Genomic DNA, 26,428 nt, shown 5'->3' with positions numbered 1-26,428 from the left:
ACCCGCCTGGCTGCCCGTCCGATACATCCGGCCCCTTGCGACCTCTGCCCCACCGGAACCCTCCCGTCAACCCGGAGCGACGACCGTGACGACCCCCTCTCCCTCCTGGCCCGGCACCGACGACCCCGCCGCGCCGCCCCCCGGCTGTCCCGCCCATGGCCTCGGCCTCGGCCCCGGCGGACTGCGCCGCCTTTATGGCCCCGAGGCGGACACCGATCTGGCCGGCCTGTACGAGAAGCTGCGCGCCGAGCACGGCCCGGTCGCCCCCGCGCTGCTCCACAACGACGTGCCGATCTGGGCCGTGCTCGGACACAGCGAGAACCTCCACATGGTCCGTACGCCCTCGCAGTTCACGCGGGACTCGCGCATCTGGCGCGCGGTGCGGGACGGCAGCGCCGGGCCCGACCATCCGCTCGCGCCCGTCTTCGGCTGGCAGCCCATGTGCAGCTTCGTCGAGGGCGACGAGCACCAGCGGCTGCGCGAGGCGGTCACCGGCGCCATGTCGACCATCGACCACCGCGGCCTCCGCCGCTACATCAACCGCTACACGAACCAGCTGATCAACGACTTCTGCGAGCGAGGCGAGGCCGACCTGGTCAGCCAGTTCGCCGAGCACCTGCCGATGATGGTGATGTGCCACGTCCTCGGCATGCCCGAGGAGTACAACGAGCGGATGGTGCAGTCGGCCCGCGACATGATCAAGGGCACCGACACGGCCATCGCCAGCAACGCGTACATCATGGAGGTCCTGATGGGCCTCGTGGCGCGGCGCCGTGTCCAGCCCGAGGAGGACTTCACCACCACCCTCATCGCGCACCCGGCGCAGCTCACCGACGACGAGGTCGGCGCGCATCTGCGCCTGGTGCTCATCGCCGCGTACGAGGCCACCGCCAACCTCATCGCGAACGTCCTGCGGACGGTCCTGACCGACCCCCGCTTCCGCGCGCAGCTCAACGGCGGCCAGATGACGGTCCCCGAGGCGGTCGAGCAGTCGCTGTGGGACGAGCCGCCGTTCACCGCCATGATCGGCTACTTCGCCAAGCAGGACACGGAGCTCGGCGGCCGGCAGATCCGCGCGGGCGACGGCCTGATCCTCGGCATCGCGCCGGGCAACGTCGATCCCGTCGTACGCCCGGACCTCGCCGCCAACATGCGGGGCAACCGTTCGCACCTCGCGTTCAGCGGCGGGCCCCACGAATGCCCGGGGCAGGACATCGGCCGCGCCATCGCCGACACCGGCGTCGACGCGCTCCTGATGCGGCTGCCGGACGTCGAACTGGAGGTGGACGAGCGGGAGTTGCGGTGGACGTCGTCGATCCTCTCGCGGCACCTGGTGGAGCTGCCGGTGCGGTTCATGCCGCTTCCCCGCAGGACGTCATGGCCCGGCCGTCGGCGCAGGTGCCTGGGCCCCGCACGGACTGGCAGATCTCCACGCCGCCGCCTCAGCCGCAGCCCGCCGCCGCCCCGGGCCCGCCGCGGCAGGAAGCCCCGGCCGCTGCTCCCGCCCCCGCGCCCGTACCAGCGCCCGCGCCGCAGCCGGTGCAGGCCCAGGGGGCTTGGCGGCGTTTCGTCACCTGGTGGCGCGGCAACTGAGCGCGGGCCGCGGACCGGCTACTGGCCGTACTGGTCCCAGTCGCCGTACGCCGACCACGCGCCCAGCGTCCGCCCGCTCACGAAGCGGTGCCGGGCGCCCGTGACCGGGTCCGTGAACTCCAGGACCCGCGCGAGGAGTTGCAGCGGCCGCCGGAAGTCGCCCGGCTCCGCGGGTCCGGTCACCACCGGGTAGACCGGGTCGCCGAGGATCGGCAGGCCCAACGCGTTCATGTGGACGCGCAGTTGGTGGGTGCGGCCGGTGTGCGGGGTCAGGCGGTAGCGGCCGAGGGCGCCGCGGTGCTCGATGAGCTCGACGCGGCTCTCGCTGTTCGGCTCGGCGCCCTCGACCTTGTACGCCGCGATGACTCCGCGCTCCTTCTCGATGTGGCTGCGGACGGTGCGGGGGAGCGGCACGCGCGGGTCGTAGGGCGCCACCGCCTCGTACTCCTTGTGTACGAGGCGGTCACGGAACAGCGTCTGGTACGCGCCGCGTTCCTCGGGCCGCACGGTGAACAGGAGCAGCCCGGCGGTCAGCCGGTCCAGGCGGTGGGCCGCGCTCAGCGTCGGGATGCCGAGCTGTACGCGCAGCCGGGCGAGGGCGGTCTGCGTGACGTGGCCGCCGCGCGGCATGGTGGCGAGGAAGTGCGGTTTGTCCACCACCACGATGTGCTCGTCGCGGTGGACGACGTCGAGGGCGAACGGCACGGTGACCTCCGCCGGGAGATCCCGGTGGAACCAGACAAAGGCACCCGGCGCGTACGGGGCGTCCGGCGCGACCGGCGTGCCGTCCGCGCCGACGATCTCGCCGCCGCGCAGCATCGCGTCGATGACGCCGGGGCCGGCCGCGAGCCGCTCCACGAGATGGTCGCGGACGGTCGGCCACGCCCCGTCGGGCGGCAACCTGACCCGGACGGCATCGACGCCGTCGCGCTGGGGCAGCGGGGCGGGCGGGATGCGGGGCTTGCGTCTCATCAGGAGGCCAGCGTAGGGGGCACCGCGGGCACGCCGCAGGCCAGGGCGGGCCGCCGGTCGCGGGGGCCCGGAAAACCAGTGCCGTCGCGTGCGCCCCGCTGCCAAGATGAGGTCATGCCCTTCAAGGTCTCCGACGTAGTCGCCCCCGGCGCCCTCGCCCACCAGGAGCAGCCGACGCTCCCCGCCCCCGGAGGCCTGGTCCTGCGCCCCTGGGCGCCCACCGACGCACCCGCCGTGTACGAGGCTTTCCAGGACCCCGTCCTCCAGCGCTGGCACGCCCGGGTGGCCGACTCCGAGAGCGAGGCGCTCGGCTGGATCGAGGACTGGCGGAAGGCCTGGGCCGGTGAACGCGCCGCGCACTGGGCGATCGCCGACACCGCCACGGACCGGCTCGTCGGACGGGTCGCCCTGCGGCAGATCGAACTCCCCGACGGACAGGCCGAAGTCGCCTATTGGACGGTGCCGTCGGCGCGCGGACGCGGCGTCGCCTCACGCGGCGTCGAGACGCTCACGCGCTGGGCCTTCGACGAACTGGGCCTGCACCGCCTGGAACTGACGCACGCGACGGCCAACGAGGCGTCGTGCCGCGTGGCCTCGAAGACCGGCTTCACCGCGGAGGGCACCATGCGCAGCGCGGTGCTGCACGCGGACGGCTGGCACGACATGCATCTGCACGCGCGTATCGCGGGGGACGGCGCAGTGGGGTGACGGGGCCTGACATGGAGGGCCACCTCTCAGCTGCGGGGAGTGAGCGCTCCTGGAAGGGGCGCGGGGAACCGCGCGAGGACGGACCACGGCCGGCCGTCGGCCACGGACATCAGCCCCACGTCCGTTGACCGGCCGACCTCGCGGAGCCAAACGCCGCAAGGCCGACCGGGCCGACGGCAGGCGCGGCGCCTATGCCGCGCTTTCCTGCTCCGCCTCCACCTGCGCGTTCCACTCCCGCTTCGAGGCCTGCCAGCCGTCCTCGTTGTGGCCGAGGCGCCAGTAGCCGGAGATCGACAGGCGCTCGCGCGGGATCTCGCGCTCGACGCGGAGGTGGCGGCGCAGCTCCTTCACGAAGCCCGCCTCGCCGTGGACGAAGGCCTGGACGTCGCCCGGCGGGAACTCCAGGGAGCGCACGGCCTCGACCAAAGCCTGGCCCACCGGGCGGCCCGCGCGGTGCAGCCAGACGACCTGAGCGTCCGTGGCGATTTTCTGCTCCTCCTCGGGGCCCTCGACCTCCACGAGGATCCGGGCGCTCGCACCGGCGGGGAGCGCCTCGGCCGCGGCGGAGATCGCGGGCAGGGCGCTCTCGTCGCCGGCCAGCAGATGCCAGTCGGCGTCCGTGTCCGGGGCGTAGCCGCCGCCGGGGCCGAGGAAGCGGATCGTGGTGCCCGCCTCGGCCTCGCGCGCCCAGGGGCCCGCGAGGCCCTCGTCGCCGTGGATCACGAAGTCGAGGGCCAGCTCGCGGGCCTCGGGGTCCCACCAGCGCACTGTGTACGTCCGGGTGACCGGCCACTGGTCGCGCGGGAACTCCTCGCGGATGCGCTGTATGTCGAAGGGCTCCGGGTAGGTGACACCCTCGGCGTCGAAGAGCAGCTTCACGTAGTGGTCGGTGCACTCGCCCGCGGTGAACTCGGCGAGGCCCTCGCCGCCGAGCACCACGCGCTGCATGTGCGGAGTCAGCCGCTGCGTGCGCACGACTCGCGCGACGTGGGCCTTCGGCGCTTTGCGTGCCGGACGTTCTGCCATCGGCGACGGCCTCCCCTGATCCATAGTTACTTAGGCTTACCTAAGCTAACACTTTCAGCTCTGGAGGGTGGAGAGAAGCCGCTGGAGCGAGCCGCCCAGGTTCCACCGCTCGGCGAGCGCGTCCAGTGCCGCCGGATCGCGCGGTGCGCGGGGCAGCGCCACGTCGACCTCGGGCAGGGGCACGTCGGCGGCGACCCGGACGACCTTCGGGGCGACCGCCACGTACGCCCTCGACTCGTCGAGCCGCCTGCGCTGCGAGGGGGTGAGCTTCGACCTCGGGTCGTCGACCGCGGCCATGACCCCGGCCAGGTCGCCGAAGGCGTCCAGCAGCTTGGCCGCCGTCTTCTCACCGATGCCGGGCACGCCGGGCAGGCCGTCGCTCGGGTCGCCGCGCAGCAGCGCGAGGTCGACGTAGCCGGGGCCGTCGACGCCGTACTTCTCGCGCAGCCAGGCCTCGTCCGTGACCTGGAGGGTGCCGACGCCCTTCAGGGGATAGAGGACGCGGATGCCGCGCCCGTCGTCGACCAGTTGGTACAGGTCGCGGTCGCCGGTGACGATGTCCACCGGGCCCGTGGCGCGCGCCGCGAAGGTGCCGATCACGTCGTCGGCCTCGTACGCCGGCACGCCCACGCGCGCGATGCCGAGCGCGTCCAGGACCTCCTCGATCACCGGGACCTGCGGGGAGAGGGTGTCGGGGATCTCCTCGGCGTCCGGGCCCTGCGCGGTCTCCTCGGCCACGCGGTGCGCCTTGTACGAGGGGATGAGCTCGACGCGCCAGTGCGGGCGCCAGTCCGCGTCCATGCAGGCGACCAGGTCGTCCGGGCGGTGGTCCTGGACGAGGCGGGCGATGAAGTCGAGCAGTCCGCGCACGGCGTTGACCGATGTGCCGTCCGGTGCCTTCACGGAGTCGGGGACCCCGAAGTAGGCCCGGAAGTAGAGGGATGCCGTGTCGAGAAGCATGAGCCGTCGTGTTCGCTGAGTCACGGTGCGCATCATGCCGCACGGCACCGACACCCGGCCCCGACCTGGGGCGACGACATACGGACCGGCGGTGAAGTGAGCTGGGTCACTTCTGTGTTTGGTTCTCGCGAGTCAGGGCAGGCGCGCCGCCGGAGTGCACCCCGTCGAGGATTCAACATTTCGATGGGCAAGTGGGCAGAGGCCACGGCGCTCCACGGCCCGCCGACGGGGGAGGCGGGCCGTCTTGGTTCGACCCGAGAGGTGTATGTGTCCAGGCTGCAGGCCGAGCACTTGTACAAAGTGTTCGGCAGACGACCCGCTGACGCGGTGGAGCGACTCCGCCACGGAGCCGACCGGGGGGAGCTGCGCGCCGACGGCACCACCGCCGCCGTGATCGACGCCTCCTTCGAGGTCGAGCCGGGCCAGATCTTCGTCGTCATGGGTCTCTCCGGATCCGGCAAGTCCACGTTGCTGCGCATGCTCAACGGGCTGTCGGAGCCGACGGCCGGTCACGTCCGCTTCGACGGTCAGGACCTCACCGAGCTGAGCGCGCGCGAGATGCGCCAGGTGCGCTCCAAGAAGATCAGCATGGTCTTCCAGCACTTCGCGCTCTTTCCGCACCGCAGCGTCCTGGAGAACGCCGGTTACGGCCTTGAGGTGCAGGGCGTCCCGCGCGCCGAGCGCGAGCGGCGCGCCACCGAGGCGCTGGAGCTCGCCGGGCTCAAGGGCTGGGAGAAGTCCTGGCCCGACGAGCTGTCCGGTGGCATGCAGCAGCGCGTGGGCCTGGCCCGCGCGCTCGCCACCGACGCCGACCTGCTCCTCATGGACGAGTCGTTCAGCGCGCTCGACCCGCTGATCCGCCGCGACATGCAGGACCAGCTCCTCGAACTCCAGAAGAGGCTGAAGAAGACCATCGTCTTCATCACCCACGACCTGAACGAGGCCATGCGCCTGGGCGACCAGATCGCCGTCATGCGCGACGGCCGCATCGTCCAGATCGGCAACGCCGAGGACATCCTCGTCACCCCGGCCAACGACTATGTCGCCGCGTTCACGCAGGACGTCGACCGCTCCCGGGTGCTCACCGCGGGCGCGATCATGGCCGACCCGGACAGCGACTATGTGCGGGGCGACGCCCCCGCCGCCGTCACCGAGGACACGCCGATCATCGAGCTGTTCACGCCGTGCTCCACCAGCGACGTGCCGGTCGCCGTCACCGACGCGGCCGGCGAGCTCGTCGGCGTCGTACCGCGGACGCGGCTGCTCGCGGTGCTCGGCGAGCCGATGACCTCCGAGGGCGAGCCGCGGGACGCCGCCGCTTCCGTCGCGCGAGACAACGGCGGACAGGCCGTGGGCAAGGTGGTCAGCGGTGCCTAGGATTCCGTTCGGTGAGTGGGTCAACGACACCGTCGACTGGCTGCTCAGCCACATGTCATGGCTGTTCGACTTCTTCAAAACCGTCTTCCAGGGCGCCTACGACGGCATAGCCGACGTGCTCCAGGCGCCCGAGCCGCTGCTCCTCGCGGGCATCTTCGCCGTCATCGCCTTCTGGCTGCGCGGTGTGGTCGCCGGTGTGCTGACCTTCGCGGGCTTCGCGTTCATCGTCTCGCTGGAACTGTGGGACCACGCGATGATGACGCTGGCCCTGGTGCTCGTCTCGACGATCATCGCGCTGGTCATCTCCGTGCCCGTGGGCATCTGGGCGGCGCGGTCCAGCACGGTCAGCGGCATCGTCCGCCCGGTGCTCGACTTCATGCAGACGCTGCCGGCGATGATCTACCTCATCCCCGCCATCCTCTTCTTCGGGATGGGCGCCCCCGCGGGCATCGTGGCCACCCTGATCTTCGCCCTGGCCCCCGGCGTCCGCATGACGGAGCTGGGCATCCGCCAGGTCGACAAGGAACTGGTCGAGGCCGCGGACGCGTTCGGCACCACGCCGCGGAACATCCTGCTCCGCATCCAGCTGCCCCTCGCCCTTCCCACGATCATGGCCGGTGTCAACCAGGTCATCATGCTGGGCCTGTCCATGGCCGCCATCGCGGGCATGGTCGGCACCGAGGGCCTGGGCGCCGACGTCAACGAGGCCATCGGCCAGCTCAACGTGGGCCTCGGCTCCGAGGCGGGCGTGGCCATCGTCATCCTGGCGATCTATCTGGACCGGATGACCGGCTCGCTGGGCACCCAGGTCTCGCCGCTGGGCCGCCGCGCCGCCGCCAAGCTGCGCGCCGCGCGGGGCCTGAACATCTGGACCTACCGTCCGCAGGCCGCCGTCGCGGTCGTCGGCGTGGTCGTCCTCGCGCTCGTCGCGGGCGGCATGGGCGTCTTCGGCGGCTCGAAGTCCGAGGAAACCGCCTCGGACGCGAAGAACGTCGGCCAGGGCAAGCAGATCAACATCGGCTACATCCCCTGGGACGAGGGCGTCGCCTCCACCTTCCTCTGGAAGGAGATCCTGGAGCAGCGCGGCTTCAAGCCGCAGACCAAGCAGCTGGAGGCGGGCCCGCTCTACACCTCGCTGGCACAGGGCAGCGTCGACTTCCAGACCGACGCCTGGCTGCCGACGACGCACGCCTCGTACTGGAAGAAGTACGGCGACAAGCTGGAGGACCTCGGCCCGTGGTTCGGCCCGACCTCGCTGGAGCTGTCCGTGCCCTCGTACGTGAAGGGCGTCGACTCCCTTGAGGACCTCAAGGGCAAGAGCGGCACCTTCAAGGGCAAGATCGTCGGCATCGAGTCGAGCGCCGGGATGATGGGCCTGCTCAAGGACAAGGTGCTCGGGGAGTACGGCCTCGACAAGGAGTACAAGGTCGTCGACGGCTCCACGCCCGCGATGCTGGCCGAGCTCAAGCGCGCGTACGCCAAGAAGGAACCGATCGTCACCACGCTCTGGTCGCCGCACTGGGCGTACAGCGACTTCGACCTGAAGAAGCTCAAGGACCCCAAGGGCGCCTGGGGCAAGGGCGACGGCGTGCACACCCTGGCGCGCGAGGGCTTCTCCGACGAGAACCCGCGGGTCGCCAAGTGGCTGAAGGACTTCAAGATGAGCGAGAAGCAGCTCACGGGTCTTGAGGCGGAGATCAACAAGGCGGGCAAGGGCAAGCAGCAGGAAGCCGTCCGTGCCTGGCTGAAGAAGAACCCGGGTCTCGTGGACAAGCTGGCCCCGCTGCCCGACACGTCCGCGCCCGCCGAGGCGAAGCGTCCGCTGAACGCCGCGTACTTCGCGTGGGACGAGAACATCGCCGTCACCAACCTCTGGAAGCGTGTCCTGGAGAAGCGCGGCTACAAGATGAAGCTGACGCCGTCCGACGTCGGCCCGGTCTACACCGCGCTCGCCCAGGGCGACCTCGACCTGGACCTCGACGCCTGGCTGCCCACGGCCCAGAAGCAGTACTGGGAGAAGAACAAGGCCAACCTCAAGGACCTCGGTTCCTGGTACAGCCCGACGTCGCTGGAGATCGCCGTTCCGTCCTACGTCAAGGACGTGAAGTCGCTGGCGGACCTCAAGGGCAAGGGCGACACGTTCAAGGGCAAGATCATCGGCATCGAGCCCGGCACGGGCGTGATGACGGCGCTCAAGGACAAGGTCCTGCCCGGCTACGGCCTCGACAAGGAGTACAAGATCGTCTCCGGTTCGACGCCCGCGATGCTCTCCGAGCTGAAGTCGGCGTACGCCAAGAAGGAGCCGGTCGCGGTCCTGCTCTGGTCGCCGCACTGGGCGTACAACGAGTACGACCTGACCAAGCTGAAGGACCCCAAGGTCGCCTTCGGCAAGGGCGACACGATCCGCACGATCTCCAGCAAGGACTTCCCGAAGCAGTACCCGAAGCTCACGAAGTGGCTCAAGGACTTCAAGATGAGCGAGGAGCAGCTGGCCAGTCTGGAGAACGAGATCAACAAGGCGGGCAAGGGCAACGAGCCCGAGGCCGTCGACGCCTGGCTGAAGAAGAACCCGGGCTTCGAGGAGAAGATGACCTCCGCGAAGTAGTACCGGGCAGTAGCACCGGCCGGACGGTGTCTCCCGAGGGGTGGGCTCGCCTTGTCGCGCCTTGTGGCGCCTTGTGGCAAAGCCCACTCCTTCCGGCGTTCTCGTGGTGGCACTCGACTCCCTAACCTCGACCGGGCATCTTCTCGGACAGCTGAACGTGAGACCCCACCCGTGACCGCAAGGCAGCCCAGGACGGCGCTCTTCACCGTCGCCGCCGTCCTCGCCCTGGCCGCGGCCCTGCTCCTCGCGCAGCTGGCCCGGGCCGACGCCGCCCCCGCCTCCGCCGGCACCGCGCGCCTGGCCGCGCTCGCCGAGGACGTCACGGCCGCCGACGGCCACCGCTACGACGCGCGGGACCACACCGGCCGCACCATGGACGCCGCGCAGATCGAACAGGCCCCGGACGGCACCTACCTCGCCGTCTACCACACGCTGCTCACCGACGGCCGCTTCCACGCCGCCGTCGCCACGTCCGCCGATCTGCGGCACTGGCAGCGCCGCCACGACTTCGGGCCCGGCACCCACCAGGCCTCGCTCGCGCACGACGGCCGCGGCGGCTATGTCCTCGCGTACGAGAAGGATCCGCGCAACCACATCGCGGTCCGGGCGTACGAGGATCTGGCCGCGCTGCTCGACGGGCGTGCCCACCGGGCCTTCGACGCGCCGCGCACCTTGTCCCGCTGTGCCGAGGGCACGCCCGGCATCACCGCCGTGCGCGGCGCGACCATCCACCTCACCGGGCACTACCGCGCGGGCTGCGACACCGACCGCCAGCTGCGCGCCACCCTCACCGGCTTCCGGCACTGGCACGCGGAGCCCGACCGGCGGCTCGATCGCGCCGTGCACGCCTGGGGCAACGGCGGCAACATCGGCGACCGGGCGCCCATAGAGCTCGGCGGACAGCGCGTGGTGATAATCGAGGGACAGAGGAGGCGAGGTGACTTCGGCAGCTGGGGCACCTACGCGTACGACCCCGCCGGCGGGCGGGCGGACCGCCTCCACATCCGTACGCACGGCGGCAGCCGCGCCTTCGCCAACCCCTCCGCGACCCTGCTGACCGATCCGCGGGGCCGGCCCGCGCTGCTCGTCAGTCTGTTCGTCCCGAGTGAGGGTTCCGCCTCCGGCGAGGCCGGACAGCTGCTGTACTGGCACCGGCTGTAGCAACGACCACCACCGGCTGTAGCAGCGGGGACCGGCACCGGCTGTAGCAACAGGGCGGAACCGTTTGGCGAACATGCGTAGGGTGCAGAAAACCCGTCAGGGTTGAGAGTGGACCGACGCGCTGAAGGGAGCCGAGGCGATGGACGAGCACAAGGAGACCCTCCGGGTGGGCTCGGCCGTGCGGCGGCGGCGCCGCCAGCTGGAGCTCACCCTCGCCGTCGTCGCCGAGCGCAGCGGCCTGTCGGTGCCCTTCCTCAGCCAGATCGAGAACGAACGTGCCCGGCCCAGCAGACGCTCCTTGCAGCGCGTCGCGGACGCCCTGTGCACCACGGACGTGGAGCTCCTCGCCGCCGCCGACCCGGCCCGCACCGTCGAGGTGGTGCGCGCCGACGACGACACGGACCTGACCGGCTCGACACCCGAGGCGCGGGTGCGGGAACTGACCCGCGGCCATCACCAGCTGCACGTCCTGGAATTCATCGGGGACCACGACGAGGGCCGCGAGTTCCAGCACCGCAACGACGAGTTGATGTACGTCGTCGAGGGCGCCGTCGAGATGGAGGCCGAGGGCCGCGCCTACCGCCTCGGGCGCGGCGACAGCCTGTTCCTCACAGGAGGGGTCCGCCACCGCTGGCGGGCCACGGTCGCGGACACGCGGGTCCTGGTGGTCGCCGTGGGGGACCACATCGAGGCGGTGGACGACGGGGGGCGCTGAGATGCCGCTCGCCAGGCCTCTGCCCCGGACTCCGCCGCGGGTCGTCTCGCTGGTGCCCTCGCTGACCGAGGCGGTCGCCGTGACCGTGCCGGGCGCGCTGGTCGGCGCCACCGACTGGTGCAGCCATCCGGTGGACCTCGACGTCACGCGGGTGGGCGGCACCAAGAACCCCGACGTGCCCCGGATCACCGCCCTCGCGCCCGACCTGGTGATCGCCAACGAGGAGGAGAACCGCGCCCCCGACCTGGCCGCGCTGCGGGCGGCGGGCATCGAGGTCCTCGTCACCGAGGTGCGGACACTGGACCAGGCCTTCCGGGAGCTGAGCCGGGTCCTCACCGCGTGCGGGGCGGGGCAGCCGCGCTGGCTGGAGCAGGCGCAGGCCGCGTGGGGCGACCCGCCCCGCACGGCGGCCCGGCTGCGGGCGGCGGTCCCCATCTGGCGGCGGCCATGGATGGTCCTTGGCCGCGACACGTTCGCGGGCGACGTGCTCGCGCGTCTGGGCGTCGACAACGCCTACGCCGAGCACGCCGAGCGCTACCCCCGCGTCCCCGTCGAGGACCTGCGTTCGGCCGGCCTCGACCTGGTGGTGCTGCCCGACGAGCCGTACCGCTTCACGCGCGACGACGGCCCCGAGGCGTTCCCGCCGGGTACGCCGGTGGCGCTGGTCAGCGGCCGTCACCTCACCTGGTACGGCCCGTCCCTGACCCGGGCCCCGGCGGTCCTGGACGCGGCGCTGCGAGCAGCCTGCCGGTGACGGTGCCGCGCAGGGTGTGGGCCAGGGCCGCCGCCCAGGTGACCACCAGGAGAACGTAGAGGCCGGTCGCCAGCCAGTCGAAGGCAGGGAGGCCCGTGTGGGCGCCGAGGCCCTCGGCCCCCGTCACGCAGGTGCCGACCGGGAAGGTGAACGCCCACCAGGTCATCGCGAAGCCCATGCCGTCCCGCCGAGCGCGCCGCACCATGGCGGCCGCGAGCGCCAGCCACAGCAGCGCGAAGCCCGTCACGGGCACGCCGTAGAGCACGGCGAAGGCCAGGAAAGCCTGGTCGAGCGGGGCGGGCACGACACCTGGCGCGACGTCCGCGAACTTGTTGGCGGCCGTCGTCGACTGGCCCAGCGGGCCGAGGACAAGGAAGAGCGTGGGGGTGAGCGCCGTGGGCAGCGGGCCCGCGGTCACCAGGCGGGCGAAGATCACCGGCAGCGTCATCAGCGTCGCGAGCAGGCTCAGGCCGAACATCGCGCCGCAGGCGTACAGCATCGTCTGCTGGGCCTGGCCCGGGGGCAGGTGCGGCAGGAGCAGCGGGCCCACGGCCGCCGACACCATCGGGGCCACCACGGGAAGCAGCCACACGGGCGAGGCCTGGTCGGCGGTGATGCGGTGGCGGACCACCATCAGGTACGGGATGGTGACGGCTCCGGCGAGCCCGATGGCGGTGCCGGCGGTGAACAGTACGGCGTCGATCGCCACGGCGGCGCCGGTGCCCACCCAGTCCTTGCCCACGATCAGCGTGCCGGCGCCGACCGCGAGCAGGGCCATCGACAGACAGCCGTAGAAGGGCGCCACCGCCGGGTCGAGGAGGTGCGCGCGGGCCTGGTCGCGGTGGTGGATCCAGTGCGCGGCGCGGGCGGCGAGCAGCACGGCGAGCAGCAGGAAGGAGAGCGCCCATACGGCGGCGCAGGCCGTACGCGACCCCGTGAACTGGTAGGGGAGCGTGGCGCCGGCGTTGGCGACGATGGCGGTGCCCATGACGGAGGCGTACCAGTTCGGGCCGAGGTGGCGGACCGCCGGGAGGCGGGTGCGGGGGGCGGTGGTGGCGGTGGCCAGGGGAGCGGGGCGGACGGCGGTGACCATGCGTCCACGGTCGTACGGGGACGGGGCGGCCACCAGGGAGTACTTACCTATGAGGGCATAAGCTGCCTTTATGAGCCGCCACCCCGCATCCTCCGTTTCCCGGTCCGTACCGGCAGCGGTGCTGGTGCCGGTGCCGGTGTCGCTCGCGCACCGTGTCCCCGACCTCGGGGCGCTCCAGCTGCTGCTGGCCGTGGCCCGGCTGGGCAGCCTCGGGCGGGCCGCGCGGGAGCTGGGCATCACCCAGCCCGCGGCGAGCAGCCGGGTACGCGCCATGGAGCGGCAGCTCGGCGTCGCGCTCGTCGACCGGTCGCCGCGCGGCTCGCGCCTCACGGACGCCGGGGCCCTGGTCACCGACTGGGCCGGGCGGATCGTGGAGGCGGCGGAGGCCTTCGACGCGGGGGCGCAGGCGCTGCGCGACCGGCGGGACTCACGGCTGCGGGTCGCGGCGAGCATGACGATCGCCGAGTATCTGCTGCCGGGCTGGCTGATCGCCCTGCGGACCCAGCGGCCGGACACGGCGGTCTCGCTGCTGGCCGGCAACTCCGCGGCCGTGGCGGCCCGGCTGCTCGCCGGGGAGGCGGACCTCGGCTTCGTCGAGGGGCTCACCGTGCCCGGCGGCCTCGACGACGTGGTCATCGCCCACGACCGCCTGGTCGTCGTGACGGCGCCGGGGCACCCCTGGGCGCGGCGCGGGAAACCGCTCGGCGCGGCGGAGCTGGCCGCGACGCCGCTGATCCTGCGCGAGGAGGGGTCGGGCACCCGGCAGGTCCTCGACGCGGCGCTCGGCGGCCTCGCCCGCCCGCTGATCGAACTGTCGTCCACGACGGCGGTCAAGGCGTCGGCCGTCAGCGGCGCGGGCCCCTCGGTCCTGAGCGAACTCGCGGTGGGGGAGGAGCTGGCAGCGCGGCGCCTGGTGGAGATCCCCCTGAAGGACGTCCGCCTCCGCCGGGAGCTACGAGCCGTCTGGCCGACAGGCCACCGTCCGGCGGGGCCGGGCAGGGACCTGCTGACGCTTACGCGGGGCGGGAAGGGCCAGGGCAAGCCCTGAGGCAGGCGGACCTGCCGCCGTCGCTGCCGGTCGTCGTCGGCGCGCCGCTCGGTGATGCGCATGAGCGAGGCGTAGTCGCGCTGGGCCTGAGCTGCGTCGGGGCGTGGGGCGTGCAGGGGGCGGCAGGCTGCCACGGCCTGCCCTCGGCCCCGCACGAAGCGGTCCGGCTGGTGGCGTTCCCGCTCAGCGGCGCCGCGAGGCCGGTCGAGGGCGAGCGGGAGGCCGATCACGCCGACATCACGGCGGCTCCCAGCCTACTGCCGCCGGCCCACGGCGAGATGGACGGGCTGGGGACCGGGCTGCTCCAGATGGCGCGGGGGCGCGGCATGACCTGGCCGGAGATCGCCTTCGGCCTCGGCCTCGGGTCCCCGCGGGCGGCCCGGCAGCGCTACGAGCGGCCGGCCTTCCCGTACGGCGACTGGCGACGAGGAACGCGCGGCGGAGAGCTGACCCTGGCCACCCCCGGAAGAACCGGAAAATTCCTCGCGGTACGCGCCAAGGCCGCGGGTGTCCGGAACGCCCTGGAGGAGTAGCTCGGCGCGGCGGGTTCTCGCCCGGCGTCGGGGCCGGGCACTCCGCCGCGCTGCCGGAGTCCGTCTCCCCGGGCGGCCCCGGCCCCGAGGGTGTCTTCACCGCCCGGCCGCCCCCGCCGGCTCAGGAGGCGGCGGCCCGGACCAGCGCCGTCATGACGCGGGTGTCCGTACCCATCTCCGGGTGCCACTGCACGCCCAACGCCCAGGTGGGCCGCGGGAGTTCGATGGCCTCCGGGGTGCCGTCCTCCGCGTAGGCCGATGCCGTGAGGCCCTTGCCGAGGCGGTCCACGGCCTGGTGGTGGTAGGTCGGCACGTCCGTGGAGGCGTCCGGGACGATCGACTCGTACAGCGTGCCCGGCACCGGCTTCACTGTGTGCGTGCCGAAGACGCCCGGTGCCACCGTGTGCCCGTCCATGTGCTGGACCAGTGTCCCGCCGAGCGCCACGTTCAGCAGCTGCATGCCCCGGCAGATGCCGAGCAGCGGGGTGCTCGACGCCAACGCGGCCTCGATCAGGGCCAGTTCCCAGGCGTCCCGCTCCCGCGCGGGCGGCCCCGTGTGCTCCTCGCGCTCCGCGCCGTACCGCACGGGCTCGACGTCGGGCCCGCCCGAGATGACGACGCCGTCGAGACGGGCGACGACGGACGCCGCGTACGAAGGATCGTCCGGCGGCAGCAGCGTGGCGATGCCGCCCGCCCGCTGCACCAGGCGCGGATACCCGGCCGGCAGCAGGACCGAGGGCAGCTCCCACACGCGCCAGGTCGCCTTCTCCTCCAGGTAGGTACTGATACCGATCAGTGGCCTGCCGCTCACCGCGTTCTCCCTCACTGTGCTCTTGTCCGTGGTCATCAGTCGCGTGCCAACTCCGCCTCGGCGGCGGCCAGCGCCGCGAACTCCTCCTCCGGCGCACGCGCCACCAGATGCTTGCGGCTGTACATCCCGAAGTACGCGATCGCGACCACGTACACCGCGAGCGCGATGAGCGCCGCCGTCACGTCCACCAGGAACGTCGCGACCAGCGCGGCGCAGGCGAGGACCAGCGCGACCGACGAGGTGAGGATGCCGCCGGGCGTACGGTACGGCCGCTCCAGGCCCGGCTCGCGGCGGCGCAGCACGATGTGCGAGAGCGACATCAGGGCGTACGAGATGGTGGCGCCGAACACCGCGACGTTCAGCATGCGCGCCCCGTCCCCGGTCGCCGCGGCGAGCCCGAAGCCGATCGCGCCGGGCACGAGCAGCCCGAGGTAAGGGGCTTTGCGGCGGCTGGTCAGGGAGAGGAAGCGGGGGAGGTAGCCGGCGCGGGAGAGCGCGAAGAGCTGGCGCGAGCCCGCGTAGATGAGCGAGAAGAAGGACGCCACCAGGCCGGCCAGGCCCGCGTAGTTGACGACGCGGCTGAGCGCCGTCGCCTCGCCGTCCGGTTGCAGCGCCTCCACCAGCGGGTTGCCCGCGTCCTGGAGCGCGTTCGCGCCGCGCGCGCCCGCCGAGGCGAAGAACGTGAGGAGCGCGAGCACGACGAGGATGGCCATCGACCAGCGGATCGCCCGCGGCAGTGTGCGCGCCGGGTCCTTGGTCTCCTCGGCGGCCAGCGGCACGCCCTCGACGCCGAGGAAGAACCACATGCCGAACGGGAACGCCGCCCAGACCCCCAACAGCCCCATCGGCAGCCAGGAGTTGGCGCCGAACGCGTCCGCCTCCACCGGGATGTCGTTCAGCTTCGAGGCGTCGAAGTCCATGAACGCGCCGACCGCGAAGACCAGCAGCGCCGCCACCGCGATGCCGGTCACGACGAAGCTGAAGCGCAGTGCCTCGCCGACGCCCCACAGGTGGATGCCGATGAAGAGGACGAAGCAGGCCAGATAGACCGGCCAGCCCGAGGTCAGGCCGAACAGGCCGAGCGACTCGACGTAGTCACCGATGAAGATCGAGATGGCGGCGGGCGCGAGGACGTACTCGATGAGGATGGCGGTTCCGGTGAGGAAGCCGCCCCACGGGCCGAGCGCCCGGCGCGCGAAGCCGTAGCCGCCGCCGGCGGTCGGCAGGACGGAGGAGAGTTCGGCGAGCGAGAAGACCATGCACGCGTACATCACGCCCATGAGTCCCATGGCGATGCCGAGGCCGCCGAAGCCACCCTCCGCCAGGCCGAAGTTCCACCCCGAGTAGTCGCCGGAGACGACGTAGGCGACGCCGAGTCCGGTGAGCAGCAGCCAGCCCGCGCTGCCCCGGCGGAGCGTTCTGCGCTCCAGATAGTCGTCGGGCGGTTCGGCTGGGCTCGGCTTGCTGGACTCCACGGTCATGGCACGGCTCCCCTACGACGCTACGACGGCACTGCGGCGGGTGACTCAATGGAACGGATCCATACCTTTGCCGTCCGGGGTACGAGAAAGCAAGACCCCTGCGTTACGCGATGGTTAACCGCTCCTCACGGGCGCCCCCCGAGCTCCTCAGGTCAAGAATCCCCGCAGCAGCGCCGCCGTACCCGCGCAGTGCTCCCGCATCATCTCCCGCGCCCCGTCCGCGTCCCCGTCGAGCACCGCCTCGACGAGCGCGGTGTGCTGGCGCTGCGAGTGCTCCAAGTTGCGTACGAGCAGCGGGATGCAGTCCAGGAGGTCGTTGACGGTCGCGCGGACCGCCGCGTACTGCGCGGTCAGCGTCGGCGAGCCGCACAGCTCGGCGAGGGTGAGGTGCAGCAGCGTGTCCTGGCGGCGGTACTCCGACAGCGGCGCGTCATGCGTCTGCGCGAGCGCCCCCCGCAGCCGCTCCGCCTGCTCGCCGGTGAGGCCGTGCGCCGCGCAGAGCCCGGCCGCGCCCACCTCAAGGACCTCGCGGAAGCGCAGCGCGTCCTCCACGTCGACGTCCTTGATCCGGCGCCGCAGCTCGTCCTCGCCCGGCGCCTCGGGGCGCGGGCGCACGAACGTACCGCCGTAGCGGCCGCGCCGCGACTCGACCAGGCCCTGGTCCGTCAGGACCTTCAGGACCTCGCGCAGCGTGACCCGGCTGATGCCGAGGCGGTCGGCCAACTCCCGTTCCGCCGGCAGGCGTTCACCGCCGGGCACCAGGCCGAGGCGGACCACCTGGAGGATCTGCTCCAGGGCCTCCTCGAAGCCGTTGCCCGCCCGCACCGGGCGCAGCACCGGAGTCAGCCGGTCGTCGTCCTGCGCCGCGGGCCACCCGCCCTGCGTCGTGCCCTCTTCCGGGTGCGACATGTCCGTACCCCCTTCCCAAGCAAAGGTTCTCCGCAATACCTTATGGCTCCCGGCTGACCCAAGGAGGCTTTTCCCGTGGCAGACCGCACACCCCCGCTCGCCGTCCAGGAGCTGACGGCCCTGGTCGCGAGCGGCGAGATCGACACTGTCGTCCTGGCCTTCCCCGATATGCAGGGGCGGCTCCAGGGCAAGCGGTTCGCCGCCCGCTTCTTCCTCGACGAGGTCCTCGAACACGGCACGGAGGGCTGCAACTACCTCCTGGCCGTCGACCCGGAGATGAACACCGTCGACGGATACGCGATGTCCTCCTGGGACCGCGGCTATGGCGACTTCGCCATGCACGCCGACCTGAGCACCCTGCGCCGCGTCCCCTGGAACGAGGGCACCGCGATGCTGATCGCGGACCTCGCCTGGAGCGACGGCTCACCCGTGGTCGCCGCGCCCCGGCAGATCCTGCGCCGCCAGCTGGAGCGCCTCGCCGCGCTGGGCTACACCGCCCACGTCGGCACCGAGCTGGAGTTCATCGTCTTCAAGGACACCTACGAACAGGCCTGGGACGCCGGTTACAAGAACCTCACCCCGGCCAACCAGTACAACATCGACTACTCCGTCCTCGGCACCGGCCGCATCGAGCCGCTCCTGCGCCGCATCCGCAACGACATGACCACCGCCGGGCTCGTCGTCGAGTCCGCCAAGGGCGAGTGCAACCCCGGCCAGCACGAGATCGTGTTCCGCTACGACGAGGCCCTCGTCACCTGCGACCAGCACGCCGTCTACAAGACCGGCGCCAAGGAGATCGCGGCCCAGGAAGGCGTCTCGCTCACCTTCATGGCCAAGTTCAACGAGCGCGAGGGCAACTCCTGCCACATCCACCTCTCGCTCCAGGACGCCGACGGCAACAACGCCATGCGGGGCTCCCAGGACGACCCGGGCGGCATGTCGCCCGTCATGCGGCACTTCCTGGCCGGACAGCTCGCCGCGCTGCGCGAGTTCTCCCTCCTCTACGCGCCCCACATCAACTCCTACAAGCGGTTCGTGCCCGGCTCCTTCGCGCCGACCGCCGCCGCGTGGGGCTACGACAACCGCACCTGCGCCCTGCGCGTCGTCGGCCACGGCCGCTCCCTGCGCTTCGAGAACCGGCTGCCCGGCGGCGACGTGAACCCGCACCTCGCCGTCGCGGGGCTGGTCGCCGCCGGCCTGTACGGCATAGAGCAGAAGCTCGAACTGCCGGACGAGTGCACCGGCAACGCCTACACCGGCGACTACGAACACGTCCCCACCACCCTGCGCGAGGCCGCCGAGCTGTGGGAGAACAGCGCCATCGCTAAGGCCGCCTTCGGCGACGAGGTGGTCGCGCACTACCGCAACATGGCGCGGGTCGAGCTGGACGCCTTCGACTCCGCGGTGACCGACTGGGAGCTCCGCCGCTCCTTCGAACGCATGTGAGGCACCTTTGCTTGAGGTCCAGAAACTCGACGTGCTGAACCCGGCGACGGAAGAGGTCGTCGCGACCGTCCCCGCCGCCACCGCGCAGGACGTCGACGCCGCTGTCACCCGCGCCGCGCGGGCCCAGGAACAGTGGGCGGCCACCGCCCCCGCCGACCGCGCCCGGCTGCTGCGCCGCTTCGCCGCCCAGGTCGACGACCACCTGGAGGAACTGGCGCGGCTTGAGGTCCGCGAGGCCGGTCACCTCATCGGCAACGCCCGCTGGGAAGCGGGCAACGTCCGCGACCTGCTCGACTTCTCCGCCGGGGGAGTCGAACGGCTGAGCGGCCGGCAGATCCCCGTACCCGGCGGCCTGAACGTCACCCTCCTGGAACCCCTCGGAGTCGTCGGCGTCATCGCCCCATGGAACTTCCCCATGCCGATCGCCGCCTGGGGCACGGCGCCCGCGCTCGCCGCGGGCAACGCCGTGATCCTCAAGCCGGCCGAGACGACACCGCTCACCGCGCTCCGCCTCGCAGAACTCGCCCTGGCGGCAGGCCTGCCCGAAGGCCTCTTCCAGGTCCTGCCCGGCGAGGGCGCCATCGCGGGCAACGCGCTCGTCGAGCACCCCGGCGTCGCCAAGATCGTGTTCACCGGCTCCACCCGCGTCGGCAAGCAGATCATGGCCACGTGCGCCGACCGGGTGAAGCGGCTCACCCTCGAACTCGGCGGCAAGAGCCCGAACATCGTCTTCGCCGACGCCGACGTGGAGGCGGCCGCCCTGGCCACCCCCATGTCGTACCTGGACAACTCCGGCCAGGATTGCTGCGCCCGCACCCGCGTCCTCGTCCAGCGTTCGGTGTACGACCGCTTCCTGGAGATCGTGGCGCCCGCGATCGAGTCGGTCGTCGTGGGCGACCCGGCCGACGAGAAGACCCAGATGGGCCCGCTGATCTCCAGGGCCCAGCTGGACCGCGTCCGCTCCTACGTCACCCCGGGCGACGGCATCCACGGGACGGCCCCCGAGGGCCCCGGCTTCTGGTTCCCGCCGACGCTGCTCACCGACGTCGACCCGGACGCGCCGGTGGCCGCCGAGGAGGTCTTCGGACCCGTCGCCGTCGTCATCCCCTTCGAGGACGAGGCCGACGCGGTGCGGCTCGCCAACGCCACCGAGTACGGCCTGTCCGGCTCCATCTGGACCCGTGACGTGGGCCGCGCCCTACGCGTCTCCCAGGCGGTCAGGGCCGGGAACCTGTCCGTCAACTCGCACTCCAGCGTCCGCTACTGGACCCCCTTCGGCGGCTACAAACAGTCCGGACTCGGACGCGAACTCGGCCCCGACGCCCTGCACGCCTTCACGGAAACCAAGAACGTCTTCATCAGCACGGAAGGTCCCGCACAGTGACTGAGCAGAACATCTGCCGCCGCCTCGTCGGCCGCACCGCCGTCATCACCGGCGCCGGCAGCGGCATCGGCCTCGCCACCGCGCGCCGCCTCGCCTCCGAGGGCGCCAACGTCGTCTGCGGCGACATCGACGAGCAGGCGGGAAAGCAGGCCGCCGAGGAGGTCGGCGGGACCTTCGTGAAGGTCGACGTCACCGACGCCGAGGAGGTCGAGGCGCTCTTCAAGACGGCCTTCGACACCTACGGCTCCGTCGACATCGCCTTCAACAACGCGGGCATCTCACCGCCCGACGACGACTCCATCCTGGACACCGGCCTGGAGGCCTGGAAGCGCGTCCAGGAGGTCAACCTCACCTCCGTCTACCTGTGCTGCAAGGCCGCCATCCCCTACATGCGCCGCCAGGGCAAGGGCTCGATCATCAACACCGCCTCGTTCGTGGCGCGGATGGGCGCCGCGACCTCGCAGATCTCCTACACCGCGTCCAAGGGCGGCGTCCTCGCCATGTCCCGCGAGCTGGGCGTCCAGTTCGCCCGCGAGGGCATCCGCGTCAACGCGCTGTGCCCCGGCCCGGTCAACACCCCGCTCCTCCAGGAACTGTTCGCCAAGGACCCCGAGCGCGCCGCCCGCCGCCTCGTGCACATCCCCGTCGGCCGCTTCGCCGAGGCCGACGAGATGGCCGCCGCCGTGGCGTTCCTCGCCAGCGACGACTCCTCGTTCGTGAACGCGACGGACTTCCTCGTCGACGGCGGCATCTCCGGGGCGTACGTCACTCCGGTGTAGGCCCGGTCACACCCCACCCGCAGTTCACCCAGCAGCCACCCTCAGGTCAGCCGGGCGTCGCACGGCGCCCGGCTGACCTGCGTAGACACGGGAGTGTGTTCGTGAACTTCAAGCGCCGCGCCGTCGCGGCCGCAGCCGTACTCGCCGTCGCCTCCGCCGGTCTCGCCGCCGTCCAGGCCACCGCCGAAGCCACCCAGCCCGAACCCCAGGCGCGGCCCGCGGCCTGCCCCGACCTCACCGTCTCGCGCGGCTGGTACGGCGAGAACAAGGCGCGGCTCCAGCACATGATCGACACGTACGGCCACTGCGGCCCCGGGCAGCACCGAAGCGGCGACGCCAAGCCTGTCGCTGTCTTCGACTGGGACAACACCGTCATCAAGAACGACGTCGGCGACGCCACCATGTTCTGGCTGCTGCGCCACGGCAAGATACGTACGCCCGAGGGCGGCGACTGGCACACCACCAGCCGCTATCTCACCGGCCCGGCGGCGAAGGCCCTGGCCGAGGCGTGTCCGGCCACCGGCGCCACGCTGCCGACGCACCGGAACACGGCCCGTGGCGCCGCCTGCGCCGACGAGATCCACTCCGTCTACGGCGAGGGCACCACGACCTCCGGCAAGGCCGCCTTCACCGGGTTCGACCACCGCCGCATGGAACCGCAGTACGCCTGGCTCGCCCAGCTCACCCGCGGCTGGTCCACCCCCCAGGTCAAGTGGTTCGCGGCCGCCGCCCGCACGGAGAACCTCGCCGCGCCCATCGGCACGGAACAGCGGGTCGGCACCGGCAAGGCCACCGGCTGGGTCCGCTACTACGACCAGCAGCGCGACCTGATCCGCACCCTGAAGAAGGCCGGTTTCGACGTGTACGTCGTCTCCGCGTCACCCGAGCCTGTCGCCGAGGTCTGGTCCCGGAGCGTCGGCGTCGACGCCCGGCACACCATCGGCATCCGCAACGTCACCGCGCACGGCCGCCACACCGCCCACCTCAAGGGCTGCGGCACCGTGAGGGACGGCGACGACTCGATGATCACGTACATCGACGGCAAGCGCTGCTGGATCAACCAGGAGATCTACGGCGTGCGCGGCGCCGCCGCCGAGAAGGTCCGACCGGCGGCGAAGCGGCAGGTGTTCGCCGCGGGCGACTCCGACACCGACATCTCCTTCCTGCGCGACGCCACCGGCCTGCGGCTCGTCCTGAACCGCAACAAGAACGAACTGATGTGCCGCGCCTACGACAACGGCGACCGCCGCTGGCTGATCAACCCCATGTTCATCGAGCCCAAGGGCGCGAAGAGCGGCCCGTACCCGTGTGCCACCACCGGCTACACCGAACGGAACGGCCACGCCGGGCCGGTGCGCCGCGCCGACGGCTCCGTGATCCCCGACCAGAAGGACACGGTCCACGCGGCCACGCGGACTCCCTGATCTCACCGGCACCGCGGTCCTGCGACCTCGCGGGCGTCGTCAGACCTTCAGAAAGAATGTACGGTCCACTCACATGCGTAACAGAAACATCTTGGCGCTGACCCTGGCCGCGGCCGCCACCCTGGCGGCCGTGCCGGCAGCTCTCCCCGCGGCCGCCGCCACGCCCGCGAACTCCCCTGCCACCGACAGGCATTGCCCCCAGCTGTCGAAGAAGCTCAGCTGGCACGGCGACAACCGCGCCAAACTCCAGCGGATGATCGACGAGCGCGGCCGCTGCTCGAACCCCCACCTCGGACACGGCCAGAAGCGCCCCGTCGCCGCCTTCGACTGGGACAACACCGTCGCCAAGAACGACGTGACCGACGCGACCATCGCCTGGTCCCTGCGGCACGACAAGATCCTGCGCCCCAAGAGCTGGAAGTCCACCAGCAAGTGGATGACGGATGAGGCGGACCGCGCCCTCACCGAGGCCTGCGGCACCGACGTGCCCGTCGGCAAGCCCCTGCCGACCTCAACGGACACCGCCTGCGCGGACGAGATCTTCGAGGTCCGCGAGGACGGGAAGACCATGAGCGGCGCCGCCGCCTTCGCGGGCCAGTGGGACCACCGCCACACCGTCCCGCAGTACGCCTGGGTCCCGCAGCTCTTCGCCGGGCACACCGTCCCCGAACTGGAGTCGTACGCCGCGAAGGCCCGCAAGGAGGCGCTCGCCGCCCCGGTCGGCGCCACGCAGACCGTCGGCACCCACGAGATCCCCGGTTACGTCCGCTACTACGACCAGCAGCGCGACCTGATCCGCACCTTGAAGAAGGCCGGCTTCGACGTCTACATCGTCTCGGCGGGCTCCGAGCCGGTCGCCGAGGTGTGGTCCAAGAGCGTCGGCATCGACCGCGCGCACACCATCGCCATCCGCTCCGTCCTGGACCGCAAGGGCCGTATCACCACCTGGAACCAGGGCTGCGGCGACGTCCCCGTCAACAAGGGCGAGGCCATCCCGTACATCGACGGCAAGCGCTGCTTCATCAACCAGGAGATCTTCAAGATCAAGGGCAAGTCGGCCTGGGAGAAGCAGGACTGGGGCCACCGCATCGCGCTCGGCAGTGGTGACGCCGACACCGACGTGACGTTCGTCGGTGACGCGACCGGCGCGCACCTCGTGCTGAACCGCAACAAGAGCGAGTTCATGTGCCGCGCGTACGACAACGCCGACGGCCGCTGGGTCGTGAACCCGATGTTCATCGAGCCGATGCCGCAGAAGAGCGGCACGTACCCGTGTTCGACCGCCGCGTACAACGAACACGACGGCCGTAAGGGCCCGGTGCTGCGCGAGGACGGCTCGGTCGTGCCCGACCAGCGGGACTCGGTGTACTGACCTTCGGGTCACGTCCTAGAGTGCCGGGATGAGCATGACACCTCCGCCCGGCTGGTACCCGGACCCGAACCAGCCCTCCGTCGAGCGCTGGTGGGAGGGGACCGCGTGGACCGAGCATCGGCGCACCCCCGGGAACGCCCAAGTGGCGCCGGTGCGGCAGGGCTTCGGCCCGGCACCGGACCCGGCGGCGACCGCGGTCATCGCGCCGGCGGCCCCGTCCGGCGGTGGCCGAGCGAAGATCATCGCGCTCGCCGCCGCCGGAGCCGTCCTCGTCGCGTCGATCGTCACCGGTGTGGTCGTGCTCGGCAAGGACGACGGCGACCCGCGGGGCGGCGGCCCCGCGCCGAGTCGGTCGGCCACCACCGCCCCGACGCCGACCGCCACGGAGTCCAAGTCGGCCTCGCCGACGGCCGACCCGAACGTCCTCGTCGACGACCTCAACGGCATCACGATCCCCGTCATCGACGGCTGGGAGAAGGCCGAGGGCGCCATCAACGACGAACCGACCCTCCAGACGCCGGACACCTTCGACTGCCCGGGCGACCCGGGCAGCTGCCGCTACGGCGAGGTCACCTCGCACACGGTGACCGCCACCGACGAGACGTCACCCAAGGCGCTGGCCCGAGGCGACATCAAGGACGCGACCGACAGCGTCTACGGCAAGGACGTCCTCGACAACGAGCACTACGGCGGCGTGACCGGACACCAGAAGGTCAAGGAAGGGACGGTCGCCGTCGCGGGCCGCAGCGGCTACTACGTCCGCTGGAAGGTACGGACCGGCAAAGGCGCCGGAGGCCACGTGCAGTCGGTGGCCTTCAAGTCCAGCATCGGCTCCGAACCGATGGTCATCGTCCGCCTCTCCATCGATGTCGCCGAGGAGGCCCCGCCCCTCTCCGACATGGACCGCATCGTCAAGGGCATCCGGTCGGCCGAGGACAGCGCCACGGGCGGCGGCGTCGGCGAGGACGTCGGCGCGACGCCGGGCTCATAAAGGGGGGCGGGCGAGGTCACAAGAAAGTGCGGCCCTCGCCCCGGTACGTCGGAACGCTCCCCGTCACCCGGTCGCCCTCCACCAGATACAGCGCGTCGAACCGCTCGCACAGCTCCCCGGCCTTCGCGTGCCGGAACCACACCTTGTCGCCGATCCGCAGATCGTCCGCCGGGGACCCGTGCAGCGGCGTCTGCACCTCGCCCGCGCCCTCCTGCGGGTCGTACCGCAGCCCCTCCGGGAGATACGGCACCGGTGAGCGGTCGGGGCCCGCGACCCCCGACGCGGGGTAGCCGCCGCCCAGCACCGTCACGGTGCCCGGGCCGGGCCTGCGCACCACGGGCTGCGCGAAGAGCGCGGCCGGACGCCCGTTGAACGACGTGTAGTGGTCGAAGAGCCGCGGCACGAACAGCCCCGACCCCGCGGCGATCTCCGTCACGGCGCGCTCGGCCGCGGTGTGCTGCACGCTGCCCGTCCCGCCGCCGTTCACGAACTCCAGGTCCGGCGCGACCGCCCGCACCGCGTCGATGGCCCGCGCCCGGCGCTCCACCAGCTCCTTGCGGGCCGCGGCCTGCATCAGCCGGATCGCCCGCGAGCGCGCCGCGTGCCCCTCGACCGCGTCACCCACCCCCGCGACATGCCCTTCGTACGCCATGACGCCCACGAGACGGAAACCGGGCCGCCGGGTGATCGCCCGGGCGAGGGCGGCGACCTGCGCGGGGGAGTGCAGGGGCGAGCGCAGCGCGCCGATCCGCACCTTGCCGCGCAGCGGCCGGAAGGAGGTGTCCAACTCCAGGCAGACCCGCACCTCTTCGCTGCCGCCGTCCCTCGCCTCGTCGATCAGCCGCAGCTGCGCCGGGTCGTCGACCATCACGGTCACGGCCGCGGCGAGCTTCGGGGCGGCGGTCAGTTCGGCGAAACCGGCGCGGTCGGCGGAGGGGTAGGCGAGCAGGACGTCGTCGAAGCCGGAGCGGGCGAGCCACAGCGATTCGGCCAGCGTGAACGACATGACCCCGGCGAAGCCCTCGCGGGCCAGGACCCGTTCGAGCAGGGCCCGGCAGCGCACGGACTTGCTGGCGACGCGGATCGGCTTGCCCCCGGCCCGGCGTACGAGATCGTCGGCGTTGGCGTCAAAAGCCGTCAGGTCGACGATGGCGAGGGGCGCGTCGAGGTGTGCGGTGGCCCGGTCGTAACGGGCCCGGTCTGCGGCACGGGCAGTCATGGCCGAAGCCTGCCAGACACGATTACCCGAGGGTAGGGGGATGATCCGGGCAGATCGCCCGGGGCCG

Annotated in this window: 22 protein-coding genes and 1 pseudogene; 15 read left to right on the top strand and 8 right to left on the bottom strand. The window is 71.9% G+C overall.

Features of this window, described 5'->3' with window-relative positions:
• Positions 1 to 85 precede the first annotated feature (85 nt).
• Positions 86 to 1,593: pseudogene (locus ACOBQB_RS16790) on the top strand (cytochrome P450).
• Positions 1,594 to 1,611: 18 nt separating this feature from the next.
• Here the strand turns inward: ACOBQB_RS16790 and ACOBQB_RS16785 are convergent.
• A complete protein-coding gene (locus ACOBQB_RS16785; protein ID WP_423592641.1) occupies positions 1,612 to 2,565 on the bottom strand; it encodes an RluA family pseudouridine synthase in 954 nt (317 codons plus the stop codon).
• Positions 2,566 to 2,679: 114 nt separating this feature from the next.
• Between ACOBQB_RS16785 and ACOBQB_RS16780 the strand changes: the two genes are divergently transcribed.
• Positions 2,680 to 3,273, top strand: coding sequence for a GNAT family N-acetyltransferase (locus ACOBQB_RS16780; protein WP_423592640.1), 594 nt, complete (start codon positions 2,680 to 2,682; stop codon positions 3,271 to 3,273).
• A 189-nt stretch (positions 3,274 to 3,462) separates the two neighbouring features.
• Here ACOBQB_RS16780 and ACOBQB_RS16775 read toward each other — a convergent pair whose 3' ends face one another.
• Together ACOBQB_RS16775 and ACOBQB_RS16770 are read right to left on the bottom strand one after the other, a co-directional pair.
• On the bottom strand, positions 3,463 to 4,299 hold the full coding sequence (locus tag ACOBQB_RS16775; protein WP_423592638.1) for a siderophore-interacting protein: 837 nt from the start codon (positions 4,297 to 4,299) through the stop codon (positions 3,463 to 3,465).
• 54 nt (positions 4,300 to 4,353) lie between these two features.
• Positions 4,354 to 5,292: a 5'-3' exonuclease gene (locus ACOBQB_RS16770; RefSeq protein ID WP_423592637.1), complete on the bottom strand. Its 939-nt coding sequence runs from the start codon at positions 5,290 to 5,292 to the stop codon at positions 4,354 to 4,356.
• 234 nt (positions 5,293 to 5,526) lie between these two features.
• On the opposite strand from ACOBQB_RS16770, the gene ACOBQB_RS16765 reads away from it, so the two are divergent.
• The 5 genes from ACOBQB_RS16765 (at position 5,527) to ACOBQB_RS16745 (ending at position 11,871) form a co-directional block, all read left to right on the top strand.
• Positions 5,527 to 6,636, top strand: coding sequence for a quaternary amine ABC transporter ATP-binding protein (locus tag ACOBQB_RS16765; protein WP_423592635.1), 1,110 nt, complete (start codon positions 5,527 to 5,529; stop codon positions 6,634 to 6,636).
• Positions 6,629 to 9,241 carry an ABC transporter permease/substrate binding protein gene (locus ACOBQB_RS16760; protein WP_423592634.1) on the top strand — a complete coding sequence of 871 codons (2,613 nt, stop codon included), beginning with the start codon at positions 6,629 to 6,631 and terminating at the stop codon, positions 9,239 to 9,241. The genes ACOBQB_RS16765 and ACOBQB_RS16760 overlap by 8 nt, the downstream gene beginning before the upstream one ends.
• A gap of 171 nt (positions 9,242 to 9,412) precedes the next feature.
• Entirely contained in the window at positions 9,413 to 10,402 is a 990-nt protein-coding gene (locus ACOBQB_RS16755; protein ID WP_423592632.1) for a hypothetical protein, read from the top strand.
• A gap of 139 nt (positions 10,403 to 10,541) precedes the next feature.
• Positions 10,542 to 11,117, top strand: coding sequence for a helix-turn-helix domain-containing protein (locus ACOBQB_RS16750; RefSeq protein ID WP_423592630.1), 576 nt, complete (start codon positions 10,542 to 10,544; stop codon positions 11,115 to 11,117).
• A gap of 1 nt (position 11,118) precedes the next feature.
• Positions 11,119 to 11,871, top strand: a complete 753-nt coding sequence (locus ACOBQB_RS16745; protein WP_423592628.1) for a helical backbone metal receptor — start codon at positions 11,119 to 11,121, stop codon at positions 11,869 to 11,871.
• Here the strand turns inward: ACOBQB_RS16745 and ACOBQB_RS16740 are convergent.
• Positions 11,798 to 12,964: a TDT family transporter gene (locus ACOBQB_RS16740; protein ID WP_423592627.1), complete on the bottom strand. Its 1,167-nt coding sequence runs from the start codon at positions 12,962 to 12,964 to the stop codon at positions 11,798 to 11,800. The genes ACOBQB_RS16745 and ACOBQB_RS16740 overlap by 74 nt on opposite strands.
• Positions 12,965 to 13,034: 70 nt before the next feature.
• Between ACOBQB_RS16740 and ACOBQB_RS16735 the strand changes: the two genes are divergently transcribed.
• Positions 13,035 to 14,012 (top strand): LysR family transcriptional regulator, encoded by a 978-nt coding sequence (locus tag ACOBQB_RS16735; RefSeq protein WP_423592625.1) that lies wholly within the window; start codon positions 13,035 to 13,037, stop codon positions 14,010 to 14,012.
• Between the two features lie 110 nt (positions 14,013 to 14,122).
• Positions 14,123 to 14,545 (top strand): hypothetical protein, encoded by a 423-nt coding sequence (locus tag ACOBQB_RS16730; RefSeq protein ID WP_423592624.1) that lies wholly within the window; start codon positions 14,123 to 14,125, stop codon positions 14,543 to 14,545.
• Positions 14,546 to 14,666: 121 nt separating this feature from the next.
• On the opposite strand, the gene ACOBQB_RS16725 is transcribed toward ACOBQB_RS16730, so the two are convergent.
• From ACOBQB_RS16725 to ACOBQB_RS16715, 3 genes are all read right to left on the bottom strand, one after another.
• Positions 14,667 to 15,356 (bottom strand): gamma-glutamyl-gamma-aminobutyrate hydrolase family protein, encoded by a 690-nt coding sequence (locus ACOBQB_RS16725; RefSeq protein WP_423592622.1) that lies wholly within the window; start codon positions 15,354 to 15,356, stop codon positions 14,667 to 14,669.
• Between the two features lie 35 nt (positions 15,357 to 15,391).
• Positions 15,392 to 16,837 carry an ethanolamine permease gene (eat, locus tag ACOBQB_RS16720; protein ID WP_423592620.1) on the bottom strand — a complete coding sequence of 482 codons (1,446 nt, stop codon included), beginning with the start codon at positions 16,835 to 16,837 and terminating at the stop codon, positions 15,392 to 15,394.
• Positions 16,838 to 16,984: 147 nt separating this feature from the next.
• Positions 16,985 to 17,746 (bottom strand): FadR/GntR family transcriptional regulator, encoded by a 762-nt coding sequence (locus ACOBQB_RS16715; RefSeq protein ID WP_423592618.1) that lies wholly within the window; start codon positions 17,744 to 17,746, stop codon positions 16,985 to 16,987.
• A gap of 75 nt (positions 17,747 to 17,821) precedes the next feature.
• Between ACOBQB_RS16715 and ACOBQB_RS16710 the strand changes: the two genes are divergently transcribed.
• From ACOBQB_RS16710 to ACOBQB_RS16685, 6 genes are all read left to right on the top strand, one after another.
• Entirely contained in the window at positions 17,822 to 19,192 is a 1,371-nt protein-coding gene (locus ACOBQB_RS16710) for a glutamine synthetase family protein (protein WP_423592616.1), read from the top strand.
• 7 nt (positions 19,193 to 19,199) lie between these two features.
• A complete protein-coding gene (locus ACOBQB_RS16705) occupies positions 19,200 to 20,576 on the top strand; it encodes an aldehyde dehydrogenase family protein (RefSeq protein ID WP_423592614.1) in 1,377 nt (458 codons plus the stop codon).
• The gene (locus tag ACOBQB_RS16700; protein ID WP_423592612.1) at positions 20,573 to 21,355 is read left to right on the top strand and encodes a 3-oxoacyl-ACP reductase; all 783 of its coding nucleotides are present in this window, start codon (positions 20,573 to 20,575) and stop codon (positions 21,353 to 21,355) included. The genes ACOBQB_RS16705 and ACOBQB_RS16700 overlap by 4 nt, the downstream gene beginning before the upstream one ends.
• Positions 21,356 to 21,456: 101 nt before the next feature.
• Positions 21,457 to 22,779: a haloacid dehalogenase-like hydrolase gene (locus tag ACOBQB_RS16695; protein WP_423592611.1), complete on the top strand. Its 1,323-nt coding sequence runs from the start codon at positions 21,457 to 21,459 to the stop codon at positions 22,777 to 22,779.
• 73 nt (positions 22,780 to 22,852) lie between these two features.
• Entirely contained in the window at positions 22,853 to 24,151 is a 1,299-nt protein-coding gene (locus ACOBQB_RS16690) for a haloacid dehalogenase-like hydrolase (protein ID WP_423592609.1), read from the top strand.
• Between the two features lie 28 nt (positions 24,152 to 24,179).
• Positions 24,180 to 25,142 (top strand): DUF2510 domain-containing protein, encoded by a 963-nt coding sequence (locus ACOBQB_RS16685; protein ID WP_423592608.1) that lies wholly within the window; start codon positions 24,180 to 24,182, stop codon positions 25,140 to 25,142.
• A gap of 16 nt (positions 25,143 to 25,158) precedes the next feature.
• Here ACOBQB_RS16685 and ACOBQB_RS16680 read toward each other — a convergent pair whose 3' ends face one another.
• Positions 25,159 to 26,361 carry an amino acid deaminase/aldolase gene (locus ACOBQB_RS16680; protein WP_423592607.1) on the bottom strand — a complete coding sequence of 401 codons (1,203 nt, stop codon included), beginning with the start codon at positions 26,359 to 26,361 and terminating at the stop codon, positions 25,159 to 25,161.
• Positions 26,362 to 26,428 lie beyond the last annotated feature (67 nt).

It is taken from the genome of Streptomyces sp. G5(2025), assembly GCF_049542075.1.
Lineage (GTDB): Bacteria > Actinomycetota > Actinomycetes > Streptomycetales > Streptomycetaceae > Streptomyces.
This window is presented reverse-complemented; position numbering and strand designations above follow the sequence as displayed.

Coding starts and splice junctions, on each gene's coding strand:
- ACOBQB_RS16785 (WP_423592641.1), bottom strand. CDS start 2,565: ATGAGACGCAAGCCCCGCATCCCGCCCGCCCCGCTGCCCCAGCGCGAC.
- ACOBQB_RS16780 (WP_423592640.1), top strand. CDS start 2,680: ATGCCCTTCAAGGTCTCCGACGTAGTCGCCCCCGGCGCCCTCGCCCAC.
- ACOBQB_RS16775 (WP_423592638.1), bottom strand. CDS start 4,299: ATGGCAGAACGTCCGGCACGCAAAGCGCCGAAGGCCCACGTCGCGCGA.
- ACOBQB_RS16770 (WP_423592637.1), bottom strand. CDS start 5,292: ATGCGCACCGTGACTCAGCGAACACGACGGCTCATGCTTCTCGACACG.
- ACOBQB_RS16750 (WP_423592630.1), top strand. CDS start 10,542: ATGGACGAGCACAAGGAGACCCTCCGGGTGGGCTCGGCCGTGCGGCGG.
- ACOBQB_RS16745 (WP_423592628.1), top strand. CDS start 11,119: ATGCCGCTCGCCAGGCCTCTGCCCCGGACTCCGCCGCGGGTCGTCTCG.
- ACOBQB_RS16740 (WP_423592627.1), bottom strand. CDS start 12,964: ATGGTCACCGCCGTCCGCCCCGCTCCCCTGGCCACCGCCACCACCGCC.
- ACOBQB_RS16735 (WP_423592625.1), top strand. CDS start 13,035: ATGAGCCGCCACCCCGCATCCTCCGTTTCCCGGTCCGTACCGGCAGCG.
- eat (WP_423592620.1), bottom strand. CDS start 16,837: ATGACCGTGGAGTCCAGCAAGCCGAGCCCAGCCGAACCGCCCGACGAC.
- ACOBQB_RS16715 (WP_423592618.1), bottom strand. CDS start 17,746: ATGTCGCACCCGGAAGAGGGCACGACGCAGGGCGGGTGGCCCGCGGCG.
- ACOBQB_RS16690 (WP_423592609.1), top strand. CDS start 22,853: ATGCGTAACAGAAACATCTTGGCGCTGACCCTGGCCGCGGCCGCCACC.
- ACOBQB_RS16685 (WP_423592608.1), top strand. CDS start 24,180: ATGAGCATGACACCTCCGCCCGGCTGGTACCCGGACCCGAACCAGCCC.
- ACOBQB_RS16680 (WP_423592607.1), bottom strand. CDS start 26,361: ATGACTGCCCGTGCCGCAGACCGGGCCCGTTACGACCGGGCCACCGCA.